The organism is Luteimonas salinisoli (assembly GCF_013425525.1).
Taxonomy (GTDB): domain Bacteria; phylum Pseudomonadota; class Gammaproteobacteria; order Xanthomonadales; family Xanthomonadaceae; genus Luteimonas; species Luteimonas salinisoli.
The window spans coordinates 33,769-57,760 of record NZ_JACCKA010000093.1; the positions used below are offsets into that span (position 1 = coordinate 33,769).

The window sequence follows — 23,992 nt, forward strand, 5'->3', positions numbered from 1 at the left end:
GCGGGGCGCCGCGCCGGTCCCGCCGCGCATCACGTCTTCCGGGGAACAGTTCGTCGTCATCGCTCCGCTTTCTCCAGTTCGATCGAATCCACGTTGGGCCAAAATCAACACATCTCCGGGATGTTCACGGCCGGGCGTGCGGGGAAGCGCGAGCCGGTGGCTCGCAAGCGTCGCTCCACTCGACGCACCCCCCTGCCATCCTTGGCGTGGCCGCCCGGCTCCGGACACACCGGCCCGGCCATCCATGGCCGGTCGTTCGGGGAACCGCGAGCCAGTGGCTCGCAAGCGCCGTTCCATTCGACGCATCCCCCTGCCATCCATGGCGTGGCCGCCCGGCTCCGGACACACCGGCCCGGCCATCCATGGCCGGTCGTTCGGGGAAGCGCGAGCCAGTGGCTCGCAAGCGCTTCCCCTCACCCCTTCACGCTTCCCAGCAGCAGGCCCTGGATGTAGTAGCGCTGCAGCAGCAGGAACAGCAGCAGCACCGGCAACACCGTGACCACCGCGCCGGCCATCATCATCTCCACGTCCTGCACGTGTTCGCGCGACAGCGCCGCGATCGCCACCGGCAGGGTGTAGTTCTCCTGGTCGGTCAGCACGATCAGCGGCCACATGAAGTCGTTCCACGCCGCCATGAAGGTAAAGATGGTCAGCGTCACCAGCACCGGCTTGAGCATCGGCAACACGATCCGGAAGAAGATCCGCAGCTCCCCGGCGCCGTCGATGCGCGCCGCCTCCAGCAGCTCGTCCGGGATCGATCGCGAGTACTGGCGCACAAGGAAGATCCCGAACACCGTGGCCAGCGCCGGGATGATCACCGCACCGAAGCTGTTGACCAGGCCCAGCCCCTTCATCATCAGAAAAAGCGGCAGCATGGCCACCTGCGCCGGGATCACCAGCGCCGCCAGCAGCAGCTGGAACAGACGCTCGCGGCCGCGAAAGCGCAGCTTGGCGAACGCATAGCCGGCCATGGTATTGACCAGCAGCGCGCCGGCGGTGATGGCTCCGGAGACGATCAGGCTGTTGAGGAAATAGCGGCCCATGCCCGCGCGCGCGAACAGCACCTGGTAGTTGTCCAGCGTCGTGGCCGACGGCAGCATCGGCGGCGGGAAGCCGCTGGCCTCGCCGCGCGGCATGAACGACACCGACAGCATCCACGCCAGCGGCGCCAGCGCCACCAGCGCGATGAGCACCAGCGCCGCGTTGACCGCGAACGCCGACAGGCGCGTGGTGCCGACCTCGCGGTTCACAGCGCCCCCCGCCGGCGCCCGAAGCGCAGCAGCAGCGTGGTCACCGCCAGGATGATCACGAACAGCATGAACGCCACCGCCGAGGCGCGCCCCAGGTTCCACCACATGAACCCTTCCTCGTACATGAAGTACAGCACGCTCACCGTGCTCTGCAGCGGATCGCCGCGGGTCATCACGTAGGGCTCGGCGAACAACTGGAAGTAGCCGGACACGGTGATCACCGCGACCACCAGCAGCACCGGCCCGAGCATCGGCAGGGTCACGTGCAGGAACTGCCGCCAGCGCGAGGCGCCGTCGATGCGCGCGGCCTCGTACAGGTCCTGCGGGATCGCCTGCAAGCCGGCCAGGAAGATCACCATGTTGTAGCCGAAGTTCTTCCACACCGCGAACAGGATGATCGTCGGCATCGCCCAGCGCGGGTCGCCCAGCCAGTCCACCGGCGCCACCCCGAGATGCCCCAGCGCCCAGTTCACCAGCCCGTAGCTGGTGTGGAACAGGTAGCGCCAGATCACCGCCACCGCCACCAGGGTGGTGACCACCGGCGCGAACAGGGCGGTGCGGAACAGCGGCTTGAATCTGGCGACCTTGGCGTTGAGCAGCATCGCCACGCCAAGCGACACGCCGATCGACAGCGGCACGCCCACCACCACGAAGTAGACGGTGTTGCCCAGCGCCTTCCAGAACAGCGGCGTGCGCAGCAGTTCGGCGTAGTTGCCGAGCGCAACGAAGCGCAGGTTGTCCAGGTCGGCCAGCGCGTAGAGGTCGAAATCGGTCAGGCTCAGCAGCAGCGCCGAGGCCACCGGTACGGCGAAGAACACCCCGAGCACGATCAGTGCGGGGGCGGCGAACATCCAGCCGGCGAGACTGGCGCGCATCAGGCAAGAACCGCCACTGCAGCGAAGGGAAGGAACACGTCGCGCATTTCCACGGCGTTCATGGCGCCGCTGCCTGCTCGCGCACCCAGCGGCGCTTCTCGAGCAGCGCGTCGACCCGGGCATCGAGCGCCGCCAGCGCCGCGTCCTGCGGCACGCCGCCGCGCACCACGCGCTCGCTGGCCAGGCGCATTTCCTGCATGATCCGCTCCCACTCCAGCACCTTCGGCGTCGGCTTCACCCGCTCCAGCTGGTCGCGGAAGGCGTGCGCGTACTCGTCCTGCTGCAGCGCCGGATGCTCCCAGGTGCTGCGACGCGGCGGCAGGTTGCCGATCAGCGCATGGAAACGCTGCTGGATATCGGGGCGCGAGAGGAACTCCACCAGCTGCCAGCTCGCTTGCTTGCTGCGCGACTGCCGGAACAGCACCAGACTGGTGCCGCCGGCGATCCCCGCTCCGGGGCCGTCGGGGCCCGGCAGCGGTGCGGTGGCCCAGTCGTCCTGCACGTCCGCCGGCAGGCGATTGCGGAACTCGCGGATGTTCCACGGTCCGGATACGTAGAAGGCGAAGAAGCCGCGGCCGAACTCGTCCCAGACGTTGGAGATCTGGGTCTCCGACATCGGCGGTGCCCAGCCCTGCTCGAACGTATTGGCGTAGAAGGCGAGCGCGCGCCGGAAGCCCGGACTGCGGAAGTTGCCGCGGGTGCCGTCCTCGCGCAGCAGCGGATCCTCCTGCTGCAGGCCCAACGACAGCAGCTGTTCGAACTCGTTGAGCGGCAGCATCGCGGCATACCGGTCCGGGCCGACCTCGCGCCCGATCGCGGCCATGGCCGCCTCCCAGTCCGCCCAGGAACGCGGCGGCGCGTCGAAGCCGGCCGCGGCGAGGATGTCCTTGCGGTAGAACAGCAGCCGCGTGTCCACGTACCAGGGCACGCCCAGCAGCTTGCCGTCGATGACGTTGGTGTCCCAGATGCCTTCGAAATAGTCGCCCTGCTCCACCACGGCGGACGCGTCGACATAGGGCTGCAGCGGCTCCAGCGCCCCCAGCACCGCGAACTCCGGTACCCAGGTGTTGCCGAGCTGGCAGATGTCGGGCAGCGCGTCGGCGGCGAACGCGGTGAGCAGTTTCTCGTGCGCGGAGGTCCATGGGATCTGCTGGATCCGCACGCGGATGTCGGGGTGCTCGCGCTCGAATTCCGCGATCAGCTCCGATACCACTTCCGCTTCGCGCCCCATCGCCCAGAAGCGGATCTCGGTGCGGGCGTCGTCGCCGCCGCAGGCGGCCAGCAACAGCGCCAGGCAGCCGAGAACCAGCGCCCTGAGCGGCCGTTCGGCCCGAGGAAACCAGGGCTCCCGTGGCACACGATGGAGATGGCAGCCGATCTCCTGCATCGCGCCAGCCTACTGCACGCGGCGGGTGGTGCCGTTCGCCGCTTGGCTGCCGTCCCGATCCGGCGATGGGCCCGACGACGACTTGCCCGGCGCCGCGTCGGCTGCGTCTTCATCGACACGGTCGCCGCCCTCCGCCTCCGGTCCGTCGCCCCCTTCCCCGGCTGCACCGGCCGCCGCCTGCGCCTCGCCGGCCTCCTCGAGCCAGCCGCCGGTGAAGCCGGCACGGCGCAGGCCTTCGCGGATGTACGGGTTCCTGCGCATGACCTTCCAGACGAACTCGCTGCGGTAGTTGGCGATCATCGCCAGGATCGGGCCCTGGTCGATCGAGATGTAGTCGCTGGCCACCCAGCCGAGCTCCGGCACGATGCGCCCGGTCTTGAGCGGCACGTCGTAGTGGAAGCTCGGGTTGAACGCGTCGAGGAAGCCGTAGCTGGAGAACAGATGTTCGCCGTAGCGCTCGTGCATCGCCTCGGTGGCCGGAATCACGATCTCGGGCGCGAACGCGATCGAGGCCACCGCCGCCGTCGGCGCGAGGGTGCCGTCGTCGAATGCCACGCTCAGGCCGGCGCCGCGCGCGCTGTAGTGGCGGAACTCGCGCTCCTCGCCCTCGTACTCCTGGTCGGTGCGCTGCGGGCCGTCGCTGGCGGTCAGGCCCCACACGTGCTCGCCGTAGTCCTTCCAGCCCATCGGGTTCTCGATGGCGTACTGGCGCTGCGCATAGGTCGCGCGGCGGCTGTTCTCGAAGTAGTCGATCCCGCGCTCGCGCATGTAGGGATCGCGAATGCCGCGGAAATCGACCCAGGTGTGCGAGTACTGGTGGCCGAAATGCGGCGCGAAGCTGAGGTACTCCTGGCCCTGGAACACGCCCCAGCTCTCCTCGTAGGTGCGCGTCCATGCCTCCCAGGCCTCGGGCTCGACCGGGTGCGTGGGCGAACCCAGCGCCAGGATGTAGACCAGCATCGCCTCGTCGTAGCCGGTCCAGTCGTGCTGGATGAACCCGCTTTCCGGATACCAGCCCATCGAGATCAGCGGCGGCCGCTGCTGCAGCCACGGCCACTCCACGCGCCGGTACAGTTCGTCGGCGATCTCGCGGATCTCCTGTTCGCGCTCGCCCTCGCCGTCGAAGTAGCTCTGCGCGAACAGCACCCCCATCATCAGCAGGCCGGTATCGACGCTGGACAGTTCGACCCAGGGTTCGTATCGGTGCCCCTCGTCCATGTCGATGAAGTGGTAGTAGAAGCCCCTGTAGCCGGAGCGGCCCTCGTCCTCGGGCCCCATTTCCGCATCGCGGAAGAACCGCAGCGTCGTCAGCGTGCGTTCCACCGCCTGCTCGCGGCTGATCCAGCCGTTCTCCAGCCCGATCGGGTAGGCGGTCAGCGCGAAGCCGACCGCGGCGATGCTGGAGAACGGACGCGAGGGAAAGCGATCCGGCGTCAGTCCGTTGAGTTCGTTGGTGGTGTCCCAGAAGAACTGGAAGGTGCGCTTCTCGATGTCTCGGAACAGCGGCGGCAGCTGCGGCGGGCCGGGCGGCTCGTCTGCTGGCCGCGGGTCCGGCTCGGCCTCCGGCACCTGCGCGATCGGACCCGGGCGCGGCGGCTCGACCTCGGGTGCCTCGCGCCTGCAGCCGCCGAGCAGCGCCAGGCTCAGCAGGGCCAGGCAGACGGGGATCCAGCAGCTCCGACGGATTCGCATCTTCACAACCATTCTGTAATCGTTTTCATAGGCAGTTTAAAAAAACGGCCGCCCGCTTGCGAGGGCGGCCGACGGAGCAAGACCTACCAGTTCACGCCGAAGGAGAGCTTGAACGAGCGCGTCGGCAAGTTGATGTCCAGGTTGCGCGCGCCGAAGTTCTCGTTGGGGCCGTCGATGCTTCCCCACCAGTCGTCGTAGCTGTTCCAGTTACGCCAGTTGAAGGCATTGAGCAAGTCCGCGCGGACGTAGAAGCTGATATCCGTGCCGGTGTTCCAGGTCTTGGTGGCGGCGAGGTCGAACTGCTTGAATCCCAGCGTGCCGTCCGGCTTGTAGGAATCCCACCGGCACATGTCCCAGCCGGCCAGGCAGTTCTCGCCGATTCGCGGCTTCATGCTTTCCAGCGTGAGCTTGGCGGACCAGGTCACGCCCCAGGGCCCGTCCCAGATCCCGGTGCCGACGAAGCGGTGCTCGGCCACGCCGCGTGCCGGCAGCCAGCCGATCATGCCGGTGTCGCGCTGCGAGAAGATCTCCGGCCAGCCCTCGGGGGCGATGTTCTGTTCGCCGTCCGTATAGGTGTAGGCGAAGGTGGTCCCCCACCCGGAATCCGGGGTAAAGGGCTTGTCGAGCTTGAAGAGCAGTGAGTTGGTGCGGGTCTCTGCCATGTTGTCGACCAGCAGGATGGTACCGACGGGGGACGGGAAGCCCCAGGGCGCCCCGGACGTGTCGCCCGGATCCTCGTAGAAGCTGCCGTCGTCGCGCCGGTTGCCCAGCCGGAACACGATCCCGTCCTTGCTGCGCACGTGCGACAGCGTCACCTCGCTGTTCCAGTCGTGACCCAGCATGCCGAAGACGTTGCGCACGCCCAGGCTCAATTGATCGGAGTACGGCACCTTGAGGTCGTTGTTGTTGAGATACCACTCTCGGCCCGTGGCGAGGGTCTGGGCCAGCTGCTGCAGAACATCGGGGTCGTAGTAGGTGTCGCTCCATGGGAGGCAGCCGCCAGCGTTCCGGCATGCGCCGTCCGCTTCGACGAAATTGGCGTTATACCTGGCGAACGACGCGCGATTGACTTCGATCTGCAGGTAGTCGAACAGGTTGCGGTCGTAGGCGCGCCCGGCGCCGCCGAACACCACGAAGCGCTGGTCGGCATTGACGTCGTAGGAGAACCCGACGCGCGGCTGCCAAGCGCCGTCGAACGCGTCGCGGTTGTTGCCGCTGCTGATGTAGTCCTCGATGTCGTAGTCGATGTTCGGCCCCTGCAGGTTCGGCCAGGCCCGCAGCGCCGCGGCCACGTCCGCGGGCGTCACGTAGTCCTCGTAGGTCGGCGTTTCCTCGTAGTCCCAGCGCAGGCCGAGGTTGAGGGTGAGGTGCTCGTTGACCTCCCAGTCGTCCTGGATGTAGATCCCGAACTGCTTGTTGGACGAAGTGGTGAAGCCTTCGGTGGTGCCGGGGATCCCGGCGCCGAACTCCACCCTGTACGGCTGCTCCGTGCTCACCCCGATGTCGTAGTAGAACATCGGGTTCGAGAAATGGCGCTCGATCGCGTTGACCTCGACGTCCTTGTACTTGACCCCCATCTTGAGGGTGTGGCCCTCCCAGCCGAAGAAGGTGAGGTCGTTCTGGAAGCCCCAGCCTTCCTGGCCCTTGTTCTGGCTGTTGGGACTGCCGCCGGCGTTCAGCACGTCGGCGACGTTCAGGCGTTCCGTGGCCGAGGACAGGTCGGAGACGCGCAACGCATAGCCGGGCGCGGTCACGACCCCTTGCGGCGCCCAGGAGGTGTCCTCGAAGGTGACGTGGGCGTCGTTGAGCCAGTTCTCGCTGTTGAACTGCCAGCGCAGATCGTAGCGGGTCACCTCGTTGGCATTGAGGGTGGCGCGCTCGGGTGCGTTCTGTCCGCCGACGCCGATGATCTCGTCCTCTTCGCGCAGCTGCGCGGTGAACTCGAGGAAGTTGTAGTCGTTGATCGACCAGCTCAGCTTGCCGAAGAACATGTCCTGCTGGAACGGCGAGTTGGTCGGCCCCAGCTGCGCCAGCAGCTCCTCCGGCACGTCGGCGACGTCGTACCTGCTCTCGTGGCCGAGTTCCACGGTTCTCGGGGTCACGTACTCCTTGGCCTCGTAGGCGACGAAGAAGTGCAGCCGGTCGCGGATCAGCGGCCCGGCCAGCGAAGCGCCGTATTGCTCTTCCTTCGAATCGACCTTTTCGCCGTCCTCCTCTTCCGCGGGCGTCATCTTGCGCCAGTCGGACGAAGTACGGTCCCAGAAGAAGTTGCCTTCGAACTCGTTCGTGCCCGAGCGGGTCGCAGCCACCACCGCCGCGCTGCTGATCTGGTCGAACTCGGCCTTGTAGTTCTGGGTGATGACCTTGTACTCGCCGATCGCCGACTGCGGAAACGGATTGCCGCGGGTGGAGTCCTGCCCTGCCACCCCTCCCGGCAGGGTGTAGCTCTTCTGGCCGACGCCGTCGATGAACACGTTGACCGCGCTCGAGGCCTGGCTGCCCGAGCGCAGGCGGGTATTGCCGTTGCCGTCCTGGATGAACTGCACCCCGGGCACGGTATCGGCGAAGGCCAGGAAGTTGCGCGTGCCCTGCGGCAATGCCTCGATCTGTTTGGACGAGACGTAGGTGGCGATCTCGGACGTGCGGGTCTCGGCCAGCATGGTGCCGGTGACCACCACGGCATCGAGGTCGGTGGTCGCCTGCTGCGGCCCGGTCTCGGCCACGCCGCCGACGCCGAGGTTCAGCGTCGCGGTCTGCCCGACCTGCAGGGTCACGGTCTCGGTGGTGCTCTGCCCGTCGGCGGTCACCCGCACCCGGTAGGTGCCCGGCGGCAGGCCGACGAGGTTGTAGCCGCCCGCGGCGGTGGATTGCACGGTCCGGCTGAGGCCGGTGCCGACGTTGGTGGCGGTGACCTGCACGCCCGCGGCCGGCTCGGAATCGGCCAGCACGCGCCCGCGCAGGGTGGCGGACGTGGACTGCGCGAGCACCGCGGGCGCCGCGAGCAGCAGGCAGCTCGCCAATGCGCAGCTCAACAGCTTGTGGGATGGACGCCGGTCCGGGCGGAACGAGGGGATGCTGGAGAAGGGGTTCGAACGAGTCATGCAGGAGCCTCGAAGAGTCTTGGGGGATGTCTTGCCTTTCCGTCCCTGGTCCGCCGGGACCCGCGCCACCCCCTCGTGGCGCCGATCCCGTCGTCGTTCACCAATTCACGCCGAACGAAAGCTTGAAGGTGCGCGTGGGCACGAAGATCTCGTTGCCGTTGCGCTGGCCGAAGTTCGGGTTTTCCGGGAGACGCCCGCCGTCCGATCCCGTGCCGCGCTGGCCGTCGAACTGGTTCCAGTTGCGCCAGTCGAAGACGTTGATCAGGTCGGCCCGGATCCTGAAGCCGATGTCGGTGCCGGTGTTCCAGCGCTTCTCGGCGGCAAGATCGAACTGCTTGAAGCCGATCGTGCCGTTGGGCGTGTACGGATCGTAGAAGCACCGGTAGTTCGGCTCCGGATCCGGCGGCGACTCCAGGCAGTTGGTTGCCGTCTTCGGCGTATGGCTGGCCAGGACCAGCTTGCTGCTGAAGGTCGTGTCCCATCCCGGCGACCACATGCCGGACAGGACCAGCCGGTGCCTGGGTACCCCCGTCGACTGGTAGAACTGGTCGGTGGCGAAGGGATAGTCGAAGAGGAAGCTCTCGCCATCGGAGGCGTTGGGCCGGTTCTCCTCCGCGTCGCTGTAGGTGTAGGCGAGATTCACGCCCCACGGCGAGGTGCTGGTGTAGGGCTTGTCGATGGCCAGCAGCAGCGAGTTCAGCGTGTACTCGAAGCCGTTGTCGCCGAGGATCAGGTTGCCGTATCCGGGTGGCGGGATGCTGAACGGCGCTCCGCCCCAGCTCTGCCCGAGGTCTTCGTGCTCGTGGAATCTGCCGTCCGCCCTGCGGTTGCCCAGATGGAAATAGATGCCGTCCTTGCTGCGGATGTGCGACAGGGTCACCGACGTGTTCCAGTCGGTTTCGCCCAGGGTCACGGCATTGCGCATGCCCAGGCTGTACTGGTCGGAGTACGGGGTCTTGAGATCGTTGTTCAGCAGGTAGACCTGCCCTCCGATCCTGGGGTTGGCCTCCGCGTACGCATCCAGGCCTTCCTGCGTCAGCAACGCGGGATCGAACGGGATGCAGTTGGGGTTCGCGGCGGGGTCGCAGTCGTGGATCGGCGTCGAGAACCGCAGGTCGTAGGTGGTGAACGCTCCGGCGTAGTACTCGCGCGCCATGTGATCGAACAGGTTGCGGTCGTAGGCGCGACCAGCGCCGCCGAAGATCACGTGGCGCTGGTCGGCGAACAGGTCGTAGGAGAAGCCGATGCGCGGCTGGATCGCGCCCTTGAAGTTGCTGCGGTTGCTGCCGCTGCTGATGTAGTCCTCGACGTCGTAGTCGGTGTTCTGGATGTTGTCCCAGCCGCGCAGCGTCGCGGCGATGTCGGCATCGAGCACGTAGTCCGTGTAGCTTGGGATGTCTTCGTAGTCCCAGCGGATGCCGAGGTTCAAGGTCAGTTTCTCGTTGACCTCCCAATCGTCCTGGATGTAGATGCCGAACTGCTTGTTGCTCGTCTCGACGAACGGATCGCGCCCCGCGAACGGCGTGGTGTATTCGATCCTGTACGGCTTGGTCAGGCTTTCGTCGACGTCGTACCAGTAGCGTGGGAACGGCGGCAACCGCTGGAACGCCCTCAGGTCCACCGCCTTGTACTTGACGCCCATCTTGACGGTATGGCCTTCCCAGCCGAACCAGGTGAAGTCGTCCTGGACTCCCCACCCCTCTTGCCCCTTGTCCTGGTAGTTCGGTCCGCCGCCGGTGTTGAGCACCGGCAGATCGAGTTGGTTCGGATTCTCCGGATTCACCACCGTGTAGCGGTTGCTCGAGACCGGGGTGATCGGCGAGGGGTTGTAGGCCGCCTCCTCGAAGGTGATGTGCGCGTCGTTCAACCAGTTCTCGGCCGAATACAGCGAGCGCAGGTCGTAGCGTGACTCGTCGTTGTTGAGCGCGGTGCCGGCGCTGGGCACGTTGACGCCGCCGATCCCGAGGATGCCGGTCTCCCGGCGCTCGCGGGCGATGAACTCGATCAGGTGGTCGTCCGTGGCCTGCCAGCTCAGCTTGCCGAAGTACACGTCCTGGTTGAACGGCCGGCTGGCGCCGCCGTACTGCGAGGCGATCTCGTCGGGAAGCGTCCGCGACGCGACCGCGTTCGGAGGCACCACCGGCGCGGGACGGACGATGTCCTTGGCCTCGTAGGCCAGGAAGAAGTGCAACTTGTCGCGGAGGATCGGGCCGCTGAAGGTCGCACCGTACTGCTCCACCTTCTCCTCGTCCTTGGCGCCGCGGTCCTCTTCCCCCGGCGAGGCCGAGCGCCAGCCTTCGTTGGTGTGGTCCCAGAAGAAGCTGCCCGAGAAGTCGTTGGTGCCCGAGCGGGTCACGGCGGTGATCGCGGCGCTGCTGATCTGGTCGTACTCGGCCTTGTAGTTGGAGGAGATGACCTTGTACTCGCCGATCGCCGACTGCGGGAACGGATTGCCCTCGCTGTCGTCCTGGCCGGTGATTCCGCCCGGGGTGACGTAGTTCTTCTGACCCACGCCGTCGATGTAGACGTTGATGTTGTTCGCGCCCTGGGCGCCGCTGCGCAGCTGCGACTCCTGGCCGTTCGGGGGCGTCCTGAACAGCATCCCCGGCACCGTATCGGCGAAGGCCAGGAAGTTGCGCGAGTTCTGCGGCAGCATCTCGATCTGCTGCTGCGAGACATAGGTGGCGACCTCCGAGGTGCGCGTCTCGACCAGGCGCGTGCCGGTGACGGTCACCGTGTCGAGTTCGGTGGTGGCCTGCTGCGGCCCGGTTTCCTCGACCCCTCCGACTCCCAGGTTCAGAGTCGCCGTCTGGCCCACCCGGAGCGTGACCGTGCGCGAGCTGGCCTGTCCGTTCGCGGTGACGTCGACCCGGTAGGTGCCGGGCGGAAGGCCGGCGAGGCTGTAGCTGCCGTTGGCCGCTGCCTGCACGCTGCGGGACAGGCCGGTGCCGAGATTGGTGGCGGTCACGCGCGCATCGGCGGCGGGCGCGGAGTCCGCCGAGACCTGGCCCCTGAGCGTCGCGGAAGTCGCCTGCGCCAGGACGGCGGGTGCCGCCATCGCCAGGCAGGCGCCGAACGCGCAACCCAGAAGCGTGCGATTGCGTCCGCGTACCGCGTTGGACTTGTTCATCGATCCCTCCCCAGGGCGGGCGTTCGGTCGTCGGTCAGCAAGGTATAGATCGCGTGAAATCGGTTACATCGCAGCTCAAATAAAAAGGCGTCCTGCCGGCTACCCTCCCGCCTGCACGGTTCCGCTCGACTCGCGTACGACCAGCTGCGGCGACAACTCAGGGGGTGCCTCGGCGGCGTCCGCAGCCCCGTCGAGCAGTTTGCGCAGCGCCCGACCGCCCAGTTCAGCGATGTCTACGCGCATCGTGGTCAATGTCGGGTGGACGTAGCGGGCCAGGGGGATGTCGTCGAAACCGGCGAGCGCGATATCGTCGGGAACCCGCATGCCGGCCTGGCTGAAGGCGAACAGGCAGCCCAGCGCCATCATGTCGTTGGCGGCGAACACCGCGTCGGGCCGCACGTCTGCGGCGATCAGCGCCTGCCCGGCGCGGTGGCCGGAGGCTTCGTCGAAATCGCCCGGCAGCACCCAGGGCTCCTTGCGCGGCAGTTTCGCGGCCAGTGCGTCGCAGTAGCCGCGCAGGCGCTCCCGGGCGTCGAAGTTGTCGTCGGGGCCGGCGATGAAGGCGATACGGCGATGCCCGGCCTCGAGCAGGTGCTCGACCATCACCCGCGCGCCGCCGTAGCTGTCGACGTTCAATGCGGGATGTCCGCCGGCATCGGCACTGTTGATCAGCAGCGCCGGCAGGGCCGGGCTCAGGCTCTGCTCCAGCAGCTCGCGATTGCCGACGAACGGCGACATCACCAGCAGGCCGTCCACCCGGCCGCGCATCGCACGCAACGCCGCCCCCTGCTCCTGCGGGTTGCCGTGATAGCTGGACACCAGCAGGTGCAGGCCGCGCTCGCGCGCCACCTGGTCGATGCCGCGCATCAGCTCGGAGAAGAACTCGCCGTACAGGTCAGGCAGCACCACGCCGATGGTGTGCGTGCGCCGGCTGCTGAGGCTGCGGGCGGCATGGTGCGGGCTGTAGCGCAGGCGGTCGGCGACGCCGAGCACGCGCTGGCGCACCTCCTCGGCCACGTTGTCGTGCCCGTTGAGCGCCCGCGACACCGTGGCGACGGAGACGTTGGCTTCACGCGCGACATCTTTGATCGTGACGCTCACCCGTCCTCCACGGCTGAGTCGGCCTGGCCGGACTGTAATCGTTTTCACACCCTGTTTCATGCTGCAGGACAGCATGAGCGTCCGCGGCGTCCTTCGAGCTGGCGCGTTCGATCCCGACATACGAAGGGCGGACCTGCCCCCCGTAGAGCCGAGCTTGCTCGGCTGCGCCGGCTCCGGAGCCGAAAGCAGCGGAGCAAGCTCCGCTCTACGAAAGTGGCGACCGCGCGTCCGAGGATGAAACTCCGCGTCCGGCGTTGGACCCGCCCCGTAGAGCCGAGCTTGCTCGGCTGCATGGGATCCGAAGCCAGGAGCAGCGGAGCAAGCTCCGCTCTACGGGGCCGGCGGCTCCAGATCCTTCACCAACCGGAAACCGACATGGAAGAGCGCCGTGTCCGGAGTGGATCGGCTGCGCGCGGAGACGCGGTAGCCGTGGCAGTAGCTGACATGGCAGAGGAACGAGCCGCCACGCTGGGCCTTCTCGCTGGTGGCATCCGCCGTGAACGGCCGGTCGCGCTCGGCATAGGGGCGGAACCAGTCGGCGGTCCATTCCCAGACGTTGCCGCCCATGTCGGTCAGGCCCAGCTCGGTGGCGCCATAGGCGCCGACCGGCGAGGTGAACAGATGGCCGTCCTCGCCGGTGTTGCCGCCAGGGAACGGGCCCTGCCAGGTGTTCGCGCGGTGCCTGCCGTCCTCGACCAGCGCCTCGCCCCAGGCATAGGGATGCCGCGCATTGCGCGCATTGCGCGCGGCGTGCTCCCACTCGATCTCGGTCGGCAGCCGCTTGCCGGCCCACTCGGCGTAGGCGGCCGCGTCGTTCCACGAGACCTGGGTGACCGGGTGGTCGTCGGGGGCCTCGGGCGCCTCGGGCCCCATCGGCCGGCGCCAGTGCGCGCCGGGCATCAGCTGCCAGCCGCCGGTCTCGGGGTCGTACAGGCCGGCATCGCCCAAACGCTCCGCCTCGGTGACATGGCCGGTCGCCCGGACGAAGGCGCGGAACTGGGCGACCGTCACCGGGTGCACGTCCATGAAGAACGGCGCGACCTGCGCGCTGAACACCGGCCGCTCGGTCGGCAGGCCGTCCTCCGCGCCGATCCGCGTCGTTCCGCCGGGCACGTAGACCATGCCTTCGGGCGGGACGATGTCGCCGCTCGACGTCACCGGCGCTTCGGGCGCGCAGACGGTCGCCAGCCAGGCGGCCAGAAGGACCGCCGCGGCGGCCGCGGCCGGCATCGCCGGCAGGCGCAGGCGGACTGCGGCGGCGGTGCCCGCAGGTCGCCCGCGCCGCTGCCGGTGGGCCCCTCGCATCACTCGGGCCTCCGCTGGTCGGCCCGCCACTCGCCCGCCGGCTTGAGCGGGATGCGCATGCCGCCGGTGTCGTCCAGCAACTCCCACATGCGGCCCTTCATCGCGGCCGCGCGCGCCCGGTGGGCGGGATCCCGGACCAGGTTGTTCCGCTCCTGCGGGTCGGCCGCCAGGTCGTACAGCTCGTCGCCGTCCCAGACGCCGTGGTAGTAGATGTACTTGTAGCGCTGGTCGCGCAGCGCGAACACCGTCGGCGTGTGCGGAAAGGCGTCCTCCCAGTAGTACTCGTACAGCATCTCCAGCGGCCAGCTCACCGACTCGCCGCGCAGCAGCGGCAGTACCGAGCGCCCGTCCATCGCCACCGGCGAGCGGGCGTTCGCCAGTTCCAGGAGGGTCGGCGCGATGTCGATGTTGCGCACCATCGGCGCGATCGTCGAGCCCGCCTCGATGAAGCCCGGCGCCCAGGCGAGCATCGGCACGCGCATCGACTCCTCGTAGGCGTTGCGCTTGTCGATCAGGCCGTGCTCGCCGAGCAGGAAGCCGTTGTCGCCCATGTAGATCACCAGGGTCGAGTCGGCCAGCCCGGCCGTCTCGAGGTAGTCGAGCACCCGGCCGACGCTCTCGTCGAGCGCCAGCAGGGTCTCGGTGTAGGCGCGATAGAAGCCGTCGAACGCCATATCGCCGTGGTACATGTAGTCGACGCCGTGCCAGCTGTCGCGCTGGGCGCGCACCCAGTCGGGCTTGTCGCGGTTTTCGCTCTCGGCCATCGTCGGCGGATACGGGATCGGCTTGTCGGCGTGGCTGCCCCGGTGGCGCTGCGCCGGCTCGAACTCCGCATGCACCGCCTTGTGCGACAGGTAGAGGAAGAACGGCGTCTCCGGCTCCTGCGCTCGATGCCGCTGCAGCCAGTCGAGCGCGTGTTCGGTCAACAGGTCGGTGGTGTAGCCCTTGGCCTGCGCGCGCGCGCCGTTCACGTTCAGCACCGGGTCGGTGTACACCCCCTGGCCCTGGAAGCTGACCCAGTGATCGAAGCCCGGCTGGGGCGCATCGTCCACCTCGCCCATGTGCCACTTGCCGACGTAGGCGGTGCGGTAGCCGGCCTGTTGCAGGAACTGCGGGAAGAACCGCGTGCCCTCCGGGATCGGCGAGGTGTTGTCGACGATCTCGTGGCGGTGCGCGTACTGGCCGGTCAGGATCGAGCCACGGCTGGGCGAGCACAGCGAGGTGGTGACGAACGCGTTCTCGAGGTGCGCGCCGCCCGCGGCCATGCGGTCGAGCGCGGGCGTCTCCAGCCACTCGGGAGCGCCCGGCATGAAGCCCATGAAGTCGTGGCGATGGTCGTCGCTGAGGATGAAGACCACGTTGCGCGGCCTTTCCGCGGCTGGCGAAGCCGGCCCGGAAGGGGTCGTGCCGGAAGGCGCCGTCGCGCCTGCGGCGCCATCGCCGGCATCCGGCTCACGGCACGCCGCCAGCGATGCGGCGAGCGCCAGCAGGATCAGTCCGGAGCGGATCGGGTGCACGATCGGGGGAAGCCTCACTGTGCCGCCACCTCCACTGCCCTCCACGGTTCGACGGGTCGACACAAATGTAATCGTTTTCAGGAGCGCATGCAGGCAAGGGCGGAGCGGGGCCGGACAACTCGCGGTGGTGGGGGCCCTATTCCTGCTCCGTCGGTGCCTGCGCGCGGATCTGCAGGGCGTGGATGTCGGTGGTCATCAGTTCGCCCAGGGCCGCATAGACGGCGCGGTGGCGCTGGATCGGGGACAGGCCCGCGAACGCGGCGCTGACGATCTCGACATGGAAATGCCCGCGCCCGTCCTGCGCGCCGGCATGGCCGGCGTGGCGGTGGCTGTCGTCGCGGATCTGCAGACGATCGGGGCCGAACGCGGCCTCCAGGGCCGCGCGGATGGCGGGCACGCGCTGGTCGCGCGGCAGCGGGCCGGCCGGCGCGCTCACGGCAGCACCGGGCGGAACGGGCGCACGTCGACCCGGGCGTAGACGCCCGCGGCGACATAGGGATCGGCGTCGGCCCAGAGGCGCGCCTGCTCGAGCGATGCGAACTCGGCGATCACGATGCTGCCGCTGAAGCCGGCCGGACCCGGGTCCTCTGCGTCGGTGCGCGGGCAGGGGCCCGCCAGCAGCAGCCGTCCGGCGTCGCGCAGCTCGACCAGCCGCGCCAGGTGCTGCGCGCGCGCCTGCTGGCGCAGCGCCAGCACGTCTTCGCCGTCATGGCCTTCGATCGCGTACCACATGGCCGGCAGGCCCTCGCTCGGGGAAGGATGAATTGTAGCGATCCCGGCGCGGCCCGCTGCTGGACAGCCGCCTGGCGAGCCCGTACCCTAACTGGCAGTTTCAGGCCGGACGCAGCGGCCGTCGCCGCCGACGCCCGAATCGCTGCCCCCGCCCGGCCCCGCCCGATGCCCTTTCCGCCGTCGCCGCCGCAGCAGGATGCGGCGCCCGCCGCATGTGGCGTCCGGCCGATGTGGTTGTTGCAACCGATCCGCAGCCGGCACGGCACCGCCCTGCCCTGCGGACAGGCAAGACCGGTACGCGAACCGTTCGCGCGCCACCCGCAATCCCTGCAGGCCCGGAGGGGGCCGCACAGCGAATGACACAACCCGTACCCGAAGCCGCTTCCGTCCCGGAAGACGACCAGCCGACGCCGTCGCATCCCCGCCAGCAGGAGATCCCGCTGGCGGTGGTGCACGGGCAGCCGGTGCTGCAGATCCCGCAGGACCTGTACATCCCGCCGGACGCGCTGGAAGTCATCCTGGAGGCGTTCGAGGGGCCGCTCGACCTGCTGCTGTACCTGATCCGCCGGCAGAACCTCGATATCCTCGACATCCCGGTCGCCGAGATCACCCGTCAGTACGTCGAATACATCGGCGTGATGCAGGACCTGCGCTTCGAACTGGCGGCCGAATACCTGGTGATGGCCGCGATCCTGGCCGAGATCAAGTCGCGGATGCTGCTGCCGCGGCCGCCGACCGAAGAAGGCCTGGAAGAGGACCCACGCGCCGAACTGGTGCGCAGGCTGCAGGAGTACGAGCGCTTCAAGCAGGCGGCCGAGGACGTCGACGCGCTGCCGCGGATGGACCGCAACACCAGCCAGGTCGCGGCCTTCATGCCCGACCGCGCCGCGGTGCGGCTGCCGCCGCCGGTGGAACTGCGCGAGATGCTGCTGGCGCTGCACGACGTGCTCAAGCGCGCCGAGCTCTTCACCGGCCATGAGATCAAGCGCGACGCGCTGAGCGTGCGCCAGCGCATGGGCGATGTGCTGACCCGGCTGGAGGACGGCGCGTTCCACCGCTTCGAATCGCTGTTCGAGGCGCGCGAGGGGAAGCTCGGCGTGGTGGTCACCCTGCTCTCGCTGCTGGAGCTGGCCAAGGAGCAGCTGCTCGAGATCGTGCAGGAGCAGGCCGACGAAGCGCACGCCGCCGAGCGCCGGCCGCCGGCGCCGATCTACGTCAGGTCGCTGGCCGCCGGAGGCGGCGGCGAGGAGGTCGAGCTGAGCAGCGAGTTCGACGACGACGACACCACCGCTGCCGCGGAAACCCCGGCCGACGACGGCCGCTGACGCGGCACCGCCGGCGCGCCGGACGCGCGCCATCCCGACCGACAGACGACCCATGCCCGAAGACACTCCATGGACCAACCACTGATCACCCGCATCGTCGAGGCCGCCCTGCTGGCGGCGAGCCAGCCGCTCAGCGTCGCGCAGCTGCGCGGGCTGTTCACCCTCGACGAGCCGGCCCCCGAGGGCGCCGTCGAGCAGGCGCTCGAGACCCTGCAGGCCGGGTGCTCGGAACGCGGCGTGGAGCTCGTCGAGGTGGCCTCCGGGTGGCGCTTCCAGGTCGCCGGCGACGTCCATGCCTGGGTGGCGCGGCTGTGGACCGAGCGCCAGACCAAATACACGCGCGCCACCCTCGAGACGCTGGCGCTGATCGCCTACCGCCAGCCGATCACCCGCGGCGAGATCGAGCAGGTCCGCGGCGTGGCCACCAACAGCAACATCATCAAGGCCCTGGAGGAGCGCGAGTGGATCCGCGTGGTCGGCCACCGCGACATCCCCGGACGCCCGGAACTGCTGGGGACCACCAAGGGGTTCCTCGACTACTTCGGGCTCAAGCGCCTGGACGAGCTGCCGCCATTGTCCGAGCTGAAGGATTTCGGCGAGCTGGAGCCGCAGTTCAAGTTCGATCCCGGCGCGCCGGACGGCGAGGCGATGCCGGTCGGCGATCTCCCGGCCGAAGGCGCGGCGAACGGACCGGGCGAAGCCGGCGGCGAGGCGATCGACGCGGAAGGCGGCACCCCGGCCGGCTCCGGGACCGACATCGGCAGCGGCGCCGACGCTTCGTCAGGAATCGGAGCCGGCCCCGCCACCGACAGCGATACCAGTACCGACGCGGGACCGGAACCGGACCCCGAATCCGACACCGGCATCCAGGCCGGGCCGGACGGTGGCGGCGACGACGACCCCGGCGAACCCTCCGGCACCGCCGCGCCCGCCGACGGCACCGACGACGGCGACGGATTCCCGTCCGAGCCCGAGCCCCACCCAGACGATCCCACGCCGTCGTCCTCCAGCGACGACGGACGGCCCACCCCCCACGACATCGACACGCAGAACGACGCCCTCGCCGCCGACGGCGACAGCGAACGGAGTACATCATGAAAGAACAATCCAGCCCGAATCCCAAGGGCAGCCGCAAGCTTTCGCTCAAGCGCGAAGGCGACGCCGGCACCGCCGGGCCCAAGCTCGAAGAGCGCCTGCACAAGGTGCTGGCGCAGGCCGGACTCGGCTCTCGACGCGCGCTAGAGCAGCGCATCGCCGAGGGCCTGGTCAAGGTCAACGGCGAGACCGCCCAGGTCGGCATGAGCGTCGGCAGCGGCGACCGCATCGACATCGACGGCCGCAGCTTCGTCGCCACCGCGCTGACCGAACCGGCGCGCGTGCTGATCTACAACAAGCCCGAGGGCGAGGTGACCACGCGCGAGGATCCGGAAGGACGCCCGACCGTGTTCGAGGCGCTGCCGGCGCTGAAGGGCGCGCGCTGGATCGCCATCGGCCGCCTCGACATCAACACCACCGGCCTGCTGCTGCTCACCACCGACGGCGAGCTGGCCAACACGATGATGCACCCCTCCTACGAGGTCGAGCGCGAATACGTCTGCCGCGTGCGCGCCCCCGAGGGCGAGGACATCGTCTCCGAGACCACCATCGAGCGCCTGGCGCGCGGCGTCGAACTCGAGGACGGCCCGGCCAGGTTCGACGAGGTCGAGCGCATCGGCGGCACCGATTCGCACGACTGGTTCCGGGTGCTGATCAAGGAGGGCCGCAATCGCGAGGTGCGGCGCCTGTGGGAATCGCAGGGCTGCCAGGTCAGCCGGCTCAAGCGCGTGCGCTATGGCGCCGTATCGCTGCCGCAGCCGCTGTTGCGCGGCCAGTCGCAGGAGCTGCCGGCGACGCGGGTCGAAGCGCTGCGCCGCGACCTCAAGCTCGAGGCCGGCCCGCCGCCGGCGCTGACGCTGCAGCCGGTGATCGGCCAGCGCAAGGCCGCCAAGTCGACGGTGAACATCTCGCAGCACGAGCGCGGCACCGCCTACGTCAACGGCCACAGCACCGCCGACGAAGGCCGCGAGCTGCGCCGCTTCGACCACGTGCGCGAGGACCGCGGCCGCGGCCGCGGGCGCGGCAAGCCCCACGGCGGGCTGACCGTCAGCGGCGAAAGCGCGGCCAACCAGTCGCAGAAGCCGTTCAAGCAGCGCAAGCAGAAGGGGCAGCAGCCGCTGCCCGAGGGCAATCCGGCGGCTTTCCGCAGCTGGTACGTGCCCGACGGCGTGGACACCGGCCCCAGCGGCCACCGCAACGCCGATGGCCGCGGGCCGAAGAAGCCCTCCGGCAAGAAGCGTCCCCACGGCGGACCCGGCGGCGGTGGCGGCGGCCCCGGCCGCAGCGGGCCGGGCGGCGGCGGGCCGGGCGGCAAGAGTCGTGGTCCCCGTGCCGCCAAGCCCCACGGTCATCCCGGCGGCGCGCCCAGCTTCCCCTCCGACCATGCCACGCCGTCCGCCCGCGGCCCGGGCGACCGTCCGCGCGGCCCCAGGGCCGGCGGCAACAAGCGGCCCGGCCCCGGATCCGGCCCCCGCGGTCCGCGCGGCCCCCGCACCGGCGGCGGCGGCGGAAACCGCTAGGTCTCCGCGCGACTCGCCGAGGACCGCCGGCTACCCGCGGCGCCCTCGCAGGAGCGTGCCATGCACGCGAAGGCCGGCGCCGGCGGCAACGCGTCGGGATCGCCGCCAGCCCCAGCCGGAACACCCGCTGGCACGGCCGGCGCCAGGCCCGGGACCCCTCGGCCGCTTCAGTTGGTCCCCACCCGTCGCAGCTCGCGCACCCCGCCCAGCCACACGTAGTGCGAGCGCCCGGGCTCGAGCGCGTCGTCGATGCGCACCACCGCGTTGATCCCCTCCTCGCCGCCGGGGCCGAGGAAGGTCTGCACCACCGGGCGCACCGCGACCACGCCGGCCACGGTATCGCCGCTGTCGAGCCGCAGCTCCACGTTCGCCTCGTCGGGCAGTTGCACGGCCAGCGCCTCGATGCGGTCGATGTCGGCCTGGCTGGTGTAGACGCGCCCCGCGTTCTGTCCCATGGATCGGCTCCTTCGGCGTTCCCGCGGTGGATGTCAGCCGTTCTTGCGCCCGTGCACCAGCGACTCGATGAACTCGATCGGCAGCGGGAACACGATGGTCGAACTCTTGTCGCCGGCGATGTCGCTGAGCGTAGACAGGTAGCGCAGCTGGATCGCCCGCGGGTCCTCGCCCAGCTTCACCGCCGCTTCCACCAGCTGCTCGGCCGCCTGCTTCTCGCCCTCGGCGTGGATCACCTTCGCGCGGCGCTGGCGCTCGGCCTCGGCCTGGCGGGCCATCGCCCGCACCATGGTCTCGTTGATGTCGACGTGCTTGATCTCGACGTTGGCCACCTTCACCCCCCAGGCGTCGGTCTGCTGGTCGAGGATGGCCTGGATGTCGTTGTTGAGCTTGTCGCGCTCGGACAGCATCTCGTCCATATCGTGCTTGCCCAGCACCGAGCGCAGCGTGGTCTGCGCCAGCTGGCTGGTCGCCTCGTAATAGTGCTCGACGTTGACGATCGCCTTCTGCGGGTCGACCACCCGGAAATACACCACGGCGTTGACCTGCACCGAGACGTTGTCGCGCGAGATCAGGTCCTGCGAGGGCACGTCCATGACGATGGTGCGCAGGTCGATGCGTTCCATGGTCTGGACCACCGGGATCAGAATGATCAGCCCCGGGCCCTTGACCTTCCAGAAACGACCGAGCTGGAACACCACCCCGCGCTCGTACTCGCGCAGGATCTTGATCGCGCTGAACAGCGCGACCACGACGATCAGGATGACGGGAAACAGGGCGATCAGGTTCATGGCATGGCCTCGCTGGGTTCGTTGAGTCGGTGGTCGGTGCCGTCGTCGACCGGCGCGACCCGCAGCACCAGTCCGTCCATCGCCAGCACCCGCACGCGCTGTCCCTCGCGCACCGGTGTGGCGCAATCGGCCTGCCAGGTCTCGCCGCGGATGCGCACCTGGCCGCGGCCGGAGAAGTCGCGCGTGGCGATGGCCTCGTGGCCGAGCAGCTCCTCGACGCCGCTGACCACGGGGCGGCGCCTGGCACGCAGCGCCAGCCACAGCGCGCCCATGAACGCCAGGCCGCTGGCCAGCCCGATCGAGAAGATCAGCCGCCCCGGTACCCCGAACCCGGGCGCGTCCTCGAACAGGATCACCGAGCCGACCAGCAGCGCGATCAGCCCGCCGATGCCGAGCACGCCGAAACTCGGCGCCGCCATCTCGGCCACCATCAATCCCGCCCCGAGCACGATCAGTGCGACCCCGGCGTAGTTCACCGGCAGCACCTGCAGCGCGTAGAGGCCGAGCAACAGGCTGATCCCGCCGATCACCCCGGGGACGATCGCACCCGGGCTGTAGCCCTCGAACATCAGCCCGTACAGCCCGACCAGCAGCAACATGTAGGCGACAGTCGGCTCGGTCAGCACGGACAGCAGGGCGACGCGCCAGTCCGGCGCGACCTCGGTCACCGGCTGCCCGGCGACCGCCAGCACCGCGCTGCGCCCGGCCAGCGAAACCTCGCGCCCATCCGCCTGCGCCAGCAGATCGTCCAGGTCCGCGGCGACGATCTCGATGACCCCGCGCTCGCGCGCCTCGCGCGCGGTGAGGGTGGCGGCCTCGCGTACCGCCGCTTCGGCGAACTCCGCATCGCGGCCGCGCAGGTCGGCGAGGCTGCGCAGATAGGCCACCGAATCGTTGACCGCCTTGCGCTCGGGCGCGGAGTCCGGCTGGCGCGTGCGCGACGGCTCGCGCGCGCCCTCGGCTTCGCCTGTCGCGCCGCCCGCAGCGTCATCGCCGTCCTCTTCACCGGGGTCTTCGCGACCCCGCCCGCCGGGCATGCCGCCACCCAGCGACACCGGCGTCGCCGCGCCCAGCGCGGTGGCCGGCGCCATCGCCGCCACATGGCTGGCATAGACGATGTAGGTGCCGGCGCTGGCGGCCCGCGCGCCCGCCGGCGCCACCCAGGCGATCACCGGCACCTCGGCGGCGAGAATCTCCAGGTTGATGTCTCGTGTCGCGGCATCCAGCCCACCCGGGGTGTCGATGCGCAGCACCAGGGCGCGCGCGCCCTCGTCGGCCGCACGGCGCAGGCTCCTGCGCACGTGGTCGCTGGTGGCGGGTCCGATGCCGCCCTTGATGTCGATCAGCAGCACGCCCCCGCCCTCCGCCGGCGCCGCAGGCTGCGACTGCGCGGAGAACAGCGCCGATGCCAGGCCCGCCAGCAGGAGCAAGCCCCAGGCCCGTGCGTTCAAGGTCATGCCCGCCCCCGAGGGTGCGACGCGAATCCGTCCGGAGCCCCAGTAGACACGACGGTCTGTAAAAAGCGCGGCAAAGGGCACTCCGGGCGCCCCGTGGAGCGGCCCCTGCCCGACAGCCCTGCCCCCGGAGCGAGCTGCGTAGAGCCGAGCTCGCTCGGCTGCGCGGTCTCCGGAGCCGAGAGCAGCGGAGCAAGCTCCGCTCTACGAAGGCGGCCGGACCGCGACGCAGCTTAAAACCCCCGTAGAGCCGAGCTTGCTCGGCTGCGCGGTCTCCGGAGCCGAGAGCAGCGGAGCAAGCTCCGCTCTACGAAGGCGGCCAGACCGCGACGCAGCTCAAAACCCCCGTAGAGCCGAGCTTGCTCGGCTGCGCGGTCTCCGGAGCCGAGAGCAGCGGAGCAAGCTCCGCTCTACGGCTTACCGGAACCGCACGGGCCGCGATCGGCCGCCGCCATCTATCGCTCCTGGCGCAGCTCGAACGCGTCGCCGTCCAGCATCGCCGGAAAGCGCTCGCGGTGGGCGGCCAGTTCGGCCGCCAGCAGCGTCGTGGTGCTGATCACCTCGGCGTCGGTGCACTCGCTGACGGCTTGGCCGAGGAAGTCGATCACCGCGCTGTCGCCGGCATAGTCGATGCCGTTGCCATCGCGGCCGACGCGGTTGAGTCCGGCGACGTAGCACAGGTTCTCGATGGCGCGCGCGCGCAGCAGGGTCTTCCAGGCGTACGCGCGTGCGGCCGGCCAGTTGGCCACGTAGATCTGCAGGTCGTAGTCCAGCCCGCCGGCGCGCTCGACGTCGTAGCGATTGCGCGCGAACACCGGAAAACGCAGGTCGTAGCAGACCAGCGGACAGATCCGCCAGCCCTTCCATTCCACCGTCAGTCTTTCGCGGCCGGCGCGGTAGCGCTCGTGCTCGCGCGCATAGCGGAACAGGTGGCGCTTGTCGTAGTGCCGCAGTCCGCCGTCGGGCGTGGCCCAGAGCATGCGGTTGAACACGCCCTGCTCCGTGCGCAGCTGCACGCTGCCGGTGACCGCGGCGTCGAGGGCGGCCGCCTGCTCGCGCATCCAGGCGACGGTGGGCCCGTCCATGGTCTCGGCCCGGTCGATGGCCTCGTTGGAGAAGCCGCTGGTGAAGGTCTCCGGCAGGATCACCACGTCGGTGGAGCCGTGCAGCGGTGCGATCAGTCCGCCGTAGTACTCGCGATTGCCGGCCGGGTCGTGCCAAAGGGTCATGCCCTGGACCAGGGAGATGCGAAGGTTTTCCATGC

At 69.4% G+C, this 23,992-nt stretch carries 17 protein-coding genes and 1 pseudogene; 3 read left to right on the top strand and 15 right to left on the bottom strand.

Annotated features, from left to right (window positions below; genetic code table 11):
• Positions 1-413: 413 nt before the first annotated feature.
• The 11 genes from H0E84_RS18870 to H0E84_RS18920 all read right to left on the bottom strand — a co-directional run bounded on the left by H0E84_RS18870 (position 414) and on the right by H0E84_RS18920 (position 16,090).
• A complete protein-coding gene (locus tag H0E84_RS18870; protein ID WP_180680206.1) occupies positions 414-1,250 on the bottom strand; it encodes an ABC transporter permease subunit in 837 nt (278 codons plus the stop codon).
• Positions 1,247-2,125, bottom strand: coding sequence for a carbohydrate ABC transporter permease (locus tag H0E84_RS18875; protein ID WP_180680207.1), 879 nt, complete (start codon positions 2,123-2,125; stop codon positions 1,247-1,249). The genes H0E84_RS18870 and H0E84_RS18875 overlap by 4 nt, the downstream gene beginning before the upstream one ends.
• A gap of 58 nt (positions 2,126-2,183) precedes the next feature.
• Positions 2,184-3,512, bottom strand: a complete 1,329-nt coding sequence (locus tag H0E84_RS18880; protein WP_180680208.1) for a sugar ABC transporter substrate-binding protein — start codon at positions 3,510-3,512, stop codon at positions 2,184-2,186.
• Positions 3,513-3,521: 9 nt separating this feature from the next.
• Entirely contained in the window at positions 3,522-5,204 is a 1,683-nt protein-coding gene (locus H0E84_RS18885; RefSeq protein ID WP_180680209.1) for a glucoamylase family protein, read from the bottom strand.
• 83 nt (positions 5,205-5,287) lie between these two features.
• Complete coding sequence (locus H0E84_RS18890) at positions 5,288-8,305, bottom strand: TonB-dependent receptor (protein WP_180680210.1); 3,018 nt, start codon at positions 8,303-8,305, stop codon at positions 5,288-5,290.
• A gap of 97 nt (positions 8,306-8,402) precedes the next feature.
• A complete protein-coding gene (locus H0E84_RS18895; protein WP_180680211.1) occupies positions 8,403-11,435 on the bottom strand; it encodes a TonB-dependent receptor in 3,033 nt (1,010 codons plus the stop codon).
• 99 nt (positions 11,436-11,534) lie between these two features.
• The gene (locus H0E84_RS18900) at positions 11,535-12,596 is read right to left on the bottom strand and encodes a LacI family DNA-binding transcriptional regulator (protein ID WP_180680212.1); all 1,062 of its coding nucleotides are present in this window, start codon (positions 12,594-12,596) and stop codon (positions 11,535-11,537) included.
• Between the two features lie 270 nt (positions 12,597-12,866).
• Entirely contained in the window at positions 12,867-13,841 is a 975-nt protein-coding gene (locus tag H0E84_RS18905; protein WP_257644314.1) for a formylglycine-generating enzyme family protein, read from the bottom strand.
• Positions 13,841-15,376 (bottom strand): sulfatase family protein, encoded by a 1,536-nt coding sequence (locus tag H0E84_RS18910; protein ID WP_219339842.1) that lies wholly within the window; start codon positions 15,374-15,376, stop codon positions 13,841-13,843. Before H0E84_RS18910 ends, H0E84_RS18905 begins: the two co-directional genes overlap by 1 nt.
• A 118-nt stretch (positions 15,377-15,494) precedes the next feature.
• A complete protein-coding gene (locus H0E84_RS18915) occupies positions 15,495-15,794 on the bottom strand; it encodes a BolA family protein (RefSeq protein ID WP_425600512.1) in 300 nt (99 codons plus the stop codon).
• Positions 15,791-16,090, bottom strand: coding sequence for a YciI family protein (locus tag H0E84_RS18920; protein ID WP_180680213.1), 300 nt, complete (start codon positions 16,088-16,090; stop codon positions 15,791-15,793). Before H0E84_RS18920 ends, H0E84_RS18915 begins: the two co-directional genes overlap by 4 nt.
• Positions 16,091-16,446: 356 nt before the next feature.
• Here H0E84_RS18920 and H0E84_RS18925 point away from each other — a divergent pair, with 356 nt between their 5' ends.
• The 3 genes and pseudogenes from H0E84_RS18925 (at position 16,447) to H0E84_RS18935 (ending at position 20,030) form a co-directional block, all read left to right on the top strand.
• Positions 16,447-17,415: a segregation and condensation protein A gene (locus H0E84_RS18925; protein WP_180680214.1), complete on the top strand. Its 969-nt coding sequence runs from the start codon at positions 16,447-16,449 to the stop codon at positions 17,413-17,415.
• A gap of 69 nt (positions 17,416-17,484) precedes the next feature.
• A pseudogene (gene scpB / locus H0E84_RS20590) lies at positions 17,485-18,504 on the top strand (SMC-Scp complex subunit ScpB); the annotation flags it as partial.
• Positions 18,505-18,509: 5 nt separating this feature from the next.
• Entirely contained in the window at positions 18,510-20,030 is a 1,521-nt protein-coding gene (locus tag H0E84_RS18935; RefSeq protein WP_180680215.1) for a pseudouridine synthase, read from the top strand.
• A 167-nt stretch (positions 20,031-20,197) separates the two neighbouring features.
• Here H0E84_RS18935 and H0E84_RS18940 read toward each other — a convergent pair whose 3' ends face one another.
• The 4 genes from H0E84_RS18940 to H0E84_RS18955 form a co-directional block, all read right to left on the bottom strand.
• Positions 20,198-20,485 (bottom strand): DUF3247 family protein, encoded by a 288-nt coding sequence (locus H0E84_RS18940; RefSeq protein WP_180680216.1) that lies wholly within the window; start codon positions 20,483-20,485, stop codon positions 20,198-20,200.
• Between the two features lie 33 nt (positions 20,486-20,518).
• Entirely contained in the window at positions 20,519-21,274 is a 756-nt protein-coding gene (locus H0E84_RS18945; RefSeq protein ID WP_180680217.1) for a slipin family protein, read from the bottom strand.
• Positions 21,271-22,731 (bottom strand): NfeD family protein, encoded by a 1,461-nt coding sequence (locus tag H0E84_RS18950; RefSeq protein WP_180680218.1) that lies wholly within the window; start codon positions 22,729-22,731, stop codon positions 21,271-21,273. Before H0E84_RS18950 ends, H0E84_RS18945 begins: the two co-directional genes overlap by 4 nt.
• A 452-nt stretch (positions 22,732-23,183) precedes the next feature.
• On the bottom strand, positions 23,184-23,990 hold the full coding sequence (locus H0E84_RS18955) for an amidohydrolase (protein WP_180680219.1): 807 nt from the start codon (positions 23,988-23,990) through the stop codon (positions 23,184-23,186).
• Between the last annotated feature and the right edge of the window lie 2 nt (positions 23,991-23,992).

What these genes read in the sequence shown, in the direction of transcription:
- H0E84_RS18875 (WP_180680207.1), bottom strand. Translation starts at nt 2,125, where the DNA reads ATGCGCGCCAGTCTCGCCGGCTGGATGTTCGCCGCCCCCGCACTGATC.
- H0E84_RS18880 (WP_180680208.1), bottom strand. Translation starts at nt 3,512, where the DNA reads ATGCAGGAGATCGGCTGCCATCTCCATCGTGTGCCACGGGAGCCCTGG.
- H0E84_RS18885 (WP_180680209.1), bottom strand. Translation starts at nt 5,204, where the DNA reads ATGCGAATCCGTCGGAGCTGCTGGATCCCCGTCTGCCTGGCCCTGCTG.
- H0E84_RS18890 (WP_180680210.1), bottom strand. Translation starts at nt 8,305, where the DNA reads ATGACTCGTTCGAACCCCTTCTCCAGCATCCCCTCGTTCCGCCCGGAC.
- H0E84_RS18895 (WP_180680211.1), bottom strand. Translation starts at nt 11,435, where the DNA reads ATGAACAAGTCCAACGCGGTACGCGGACGCAATCGCACGCTTCTGGGT.
- H0E84_RS18900 (WP_180680212.1), bottom strand. Translation starts at nt 12,596, where the DNA reads ATGAAACAGGGTGTGAAAACGATTACAGTCCGGCCAGGCCGACTCAGC.
- H0E84_RS18905 (WP_257644314.1), bottom strand. Translation starts at nt 13,841, where the DNA reads ATGCGAGGGGCCCACCGGCAGCGGCGCGGGCGACCTGCGGGCACCGCC.
- H0E84_RS18920 (WP_180680213.1), bottom strand. Translation starts at nt 16,090, where the DNA reads ATGTGGTACGCGATCGAAGGCCATGACGGCGAAGACGTGCTGGCGCTG.
- H0E84_RS18925 (WP_180680214.1), top strand. Translation starts at nt 16,447, where the DNA reads ATGACACAACCCGTACCCGAAGCCGCTTCCGTCCCGGAAGACGACCAG.
- H0E84_RS18935 (WP_180680215.1), top strand. Translation starts at nt 18,510, where the DNA reads ATGAAAGAACAATCCAGCCCGAATCCCAAGGGCAGCCGCAAGCTTTCG.
- H0E84_RS18940 (WP_180680216.1), bottom strand. Translation starts at nt 20,485, where the DNA reads ATGGGACAGAACGCGGGGCGCGTCTACACCAGCCAGGCCGACATCGAC.
- H0E84_RS18945 (WP_180680217.1), bottom strand. Translation starts at nt 21,274, where the DNA reads ATGAACCTGATCGCCCTGTTTCCCGTCATCCTGATCGTCGTGGTCGCG.
- H0E84_RS18950 (WP_180680218.1), bottom strand. Translation starts at nt 22,731, where the DNA reads ATGACCTTGAACGCACGGGCCTGGGGCTTGCTCCTGCTGGCGGGCCTG.
- H0E84_RS18955 (WP_180680219.1), bottom strand. Translation starts at nt 23,990, where the DNA reads ATGGAAAACCTTCGCATCTCCCTGGTCCAGGGCATGACCCTTTGGCAC.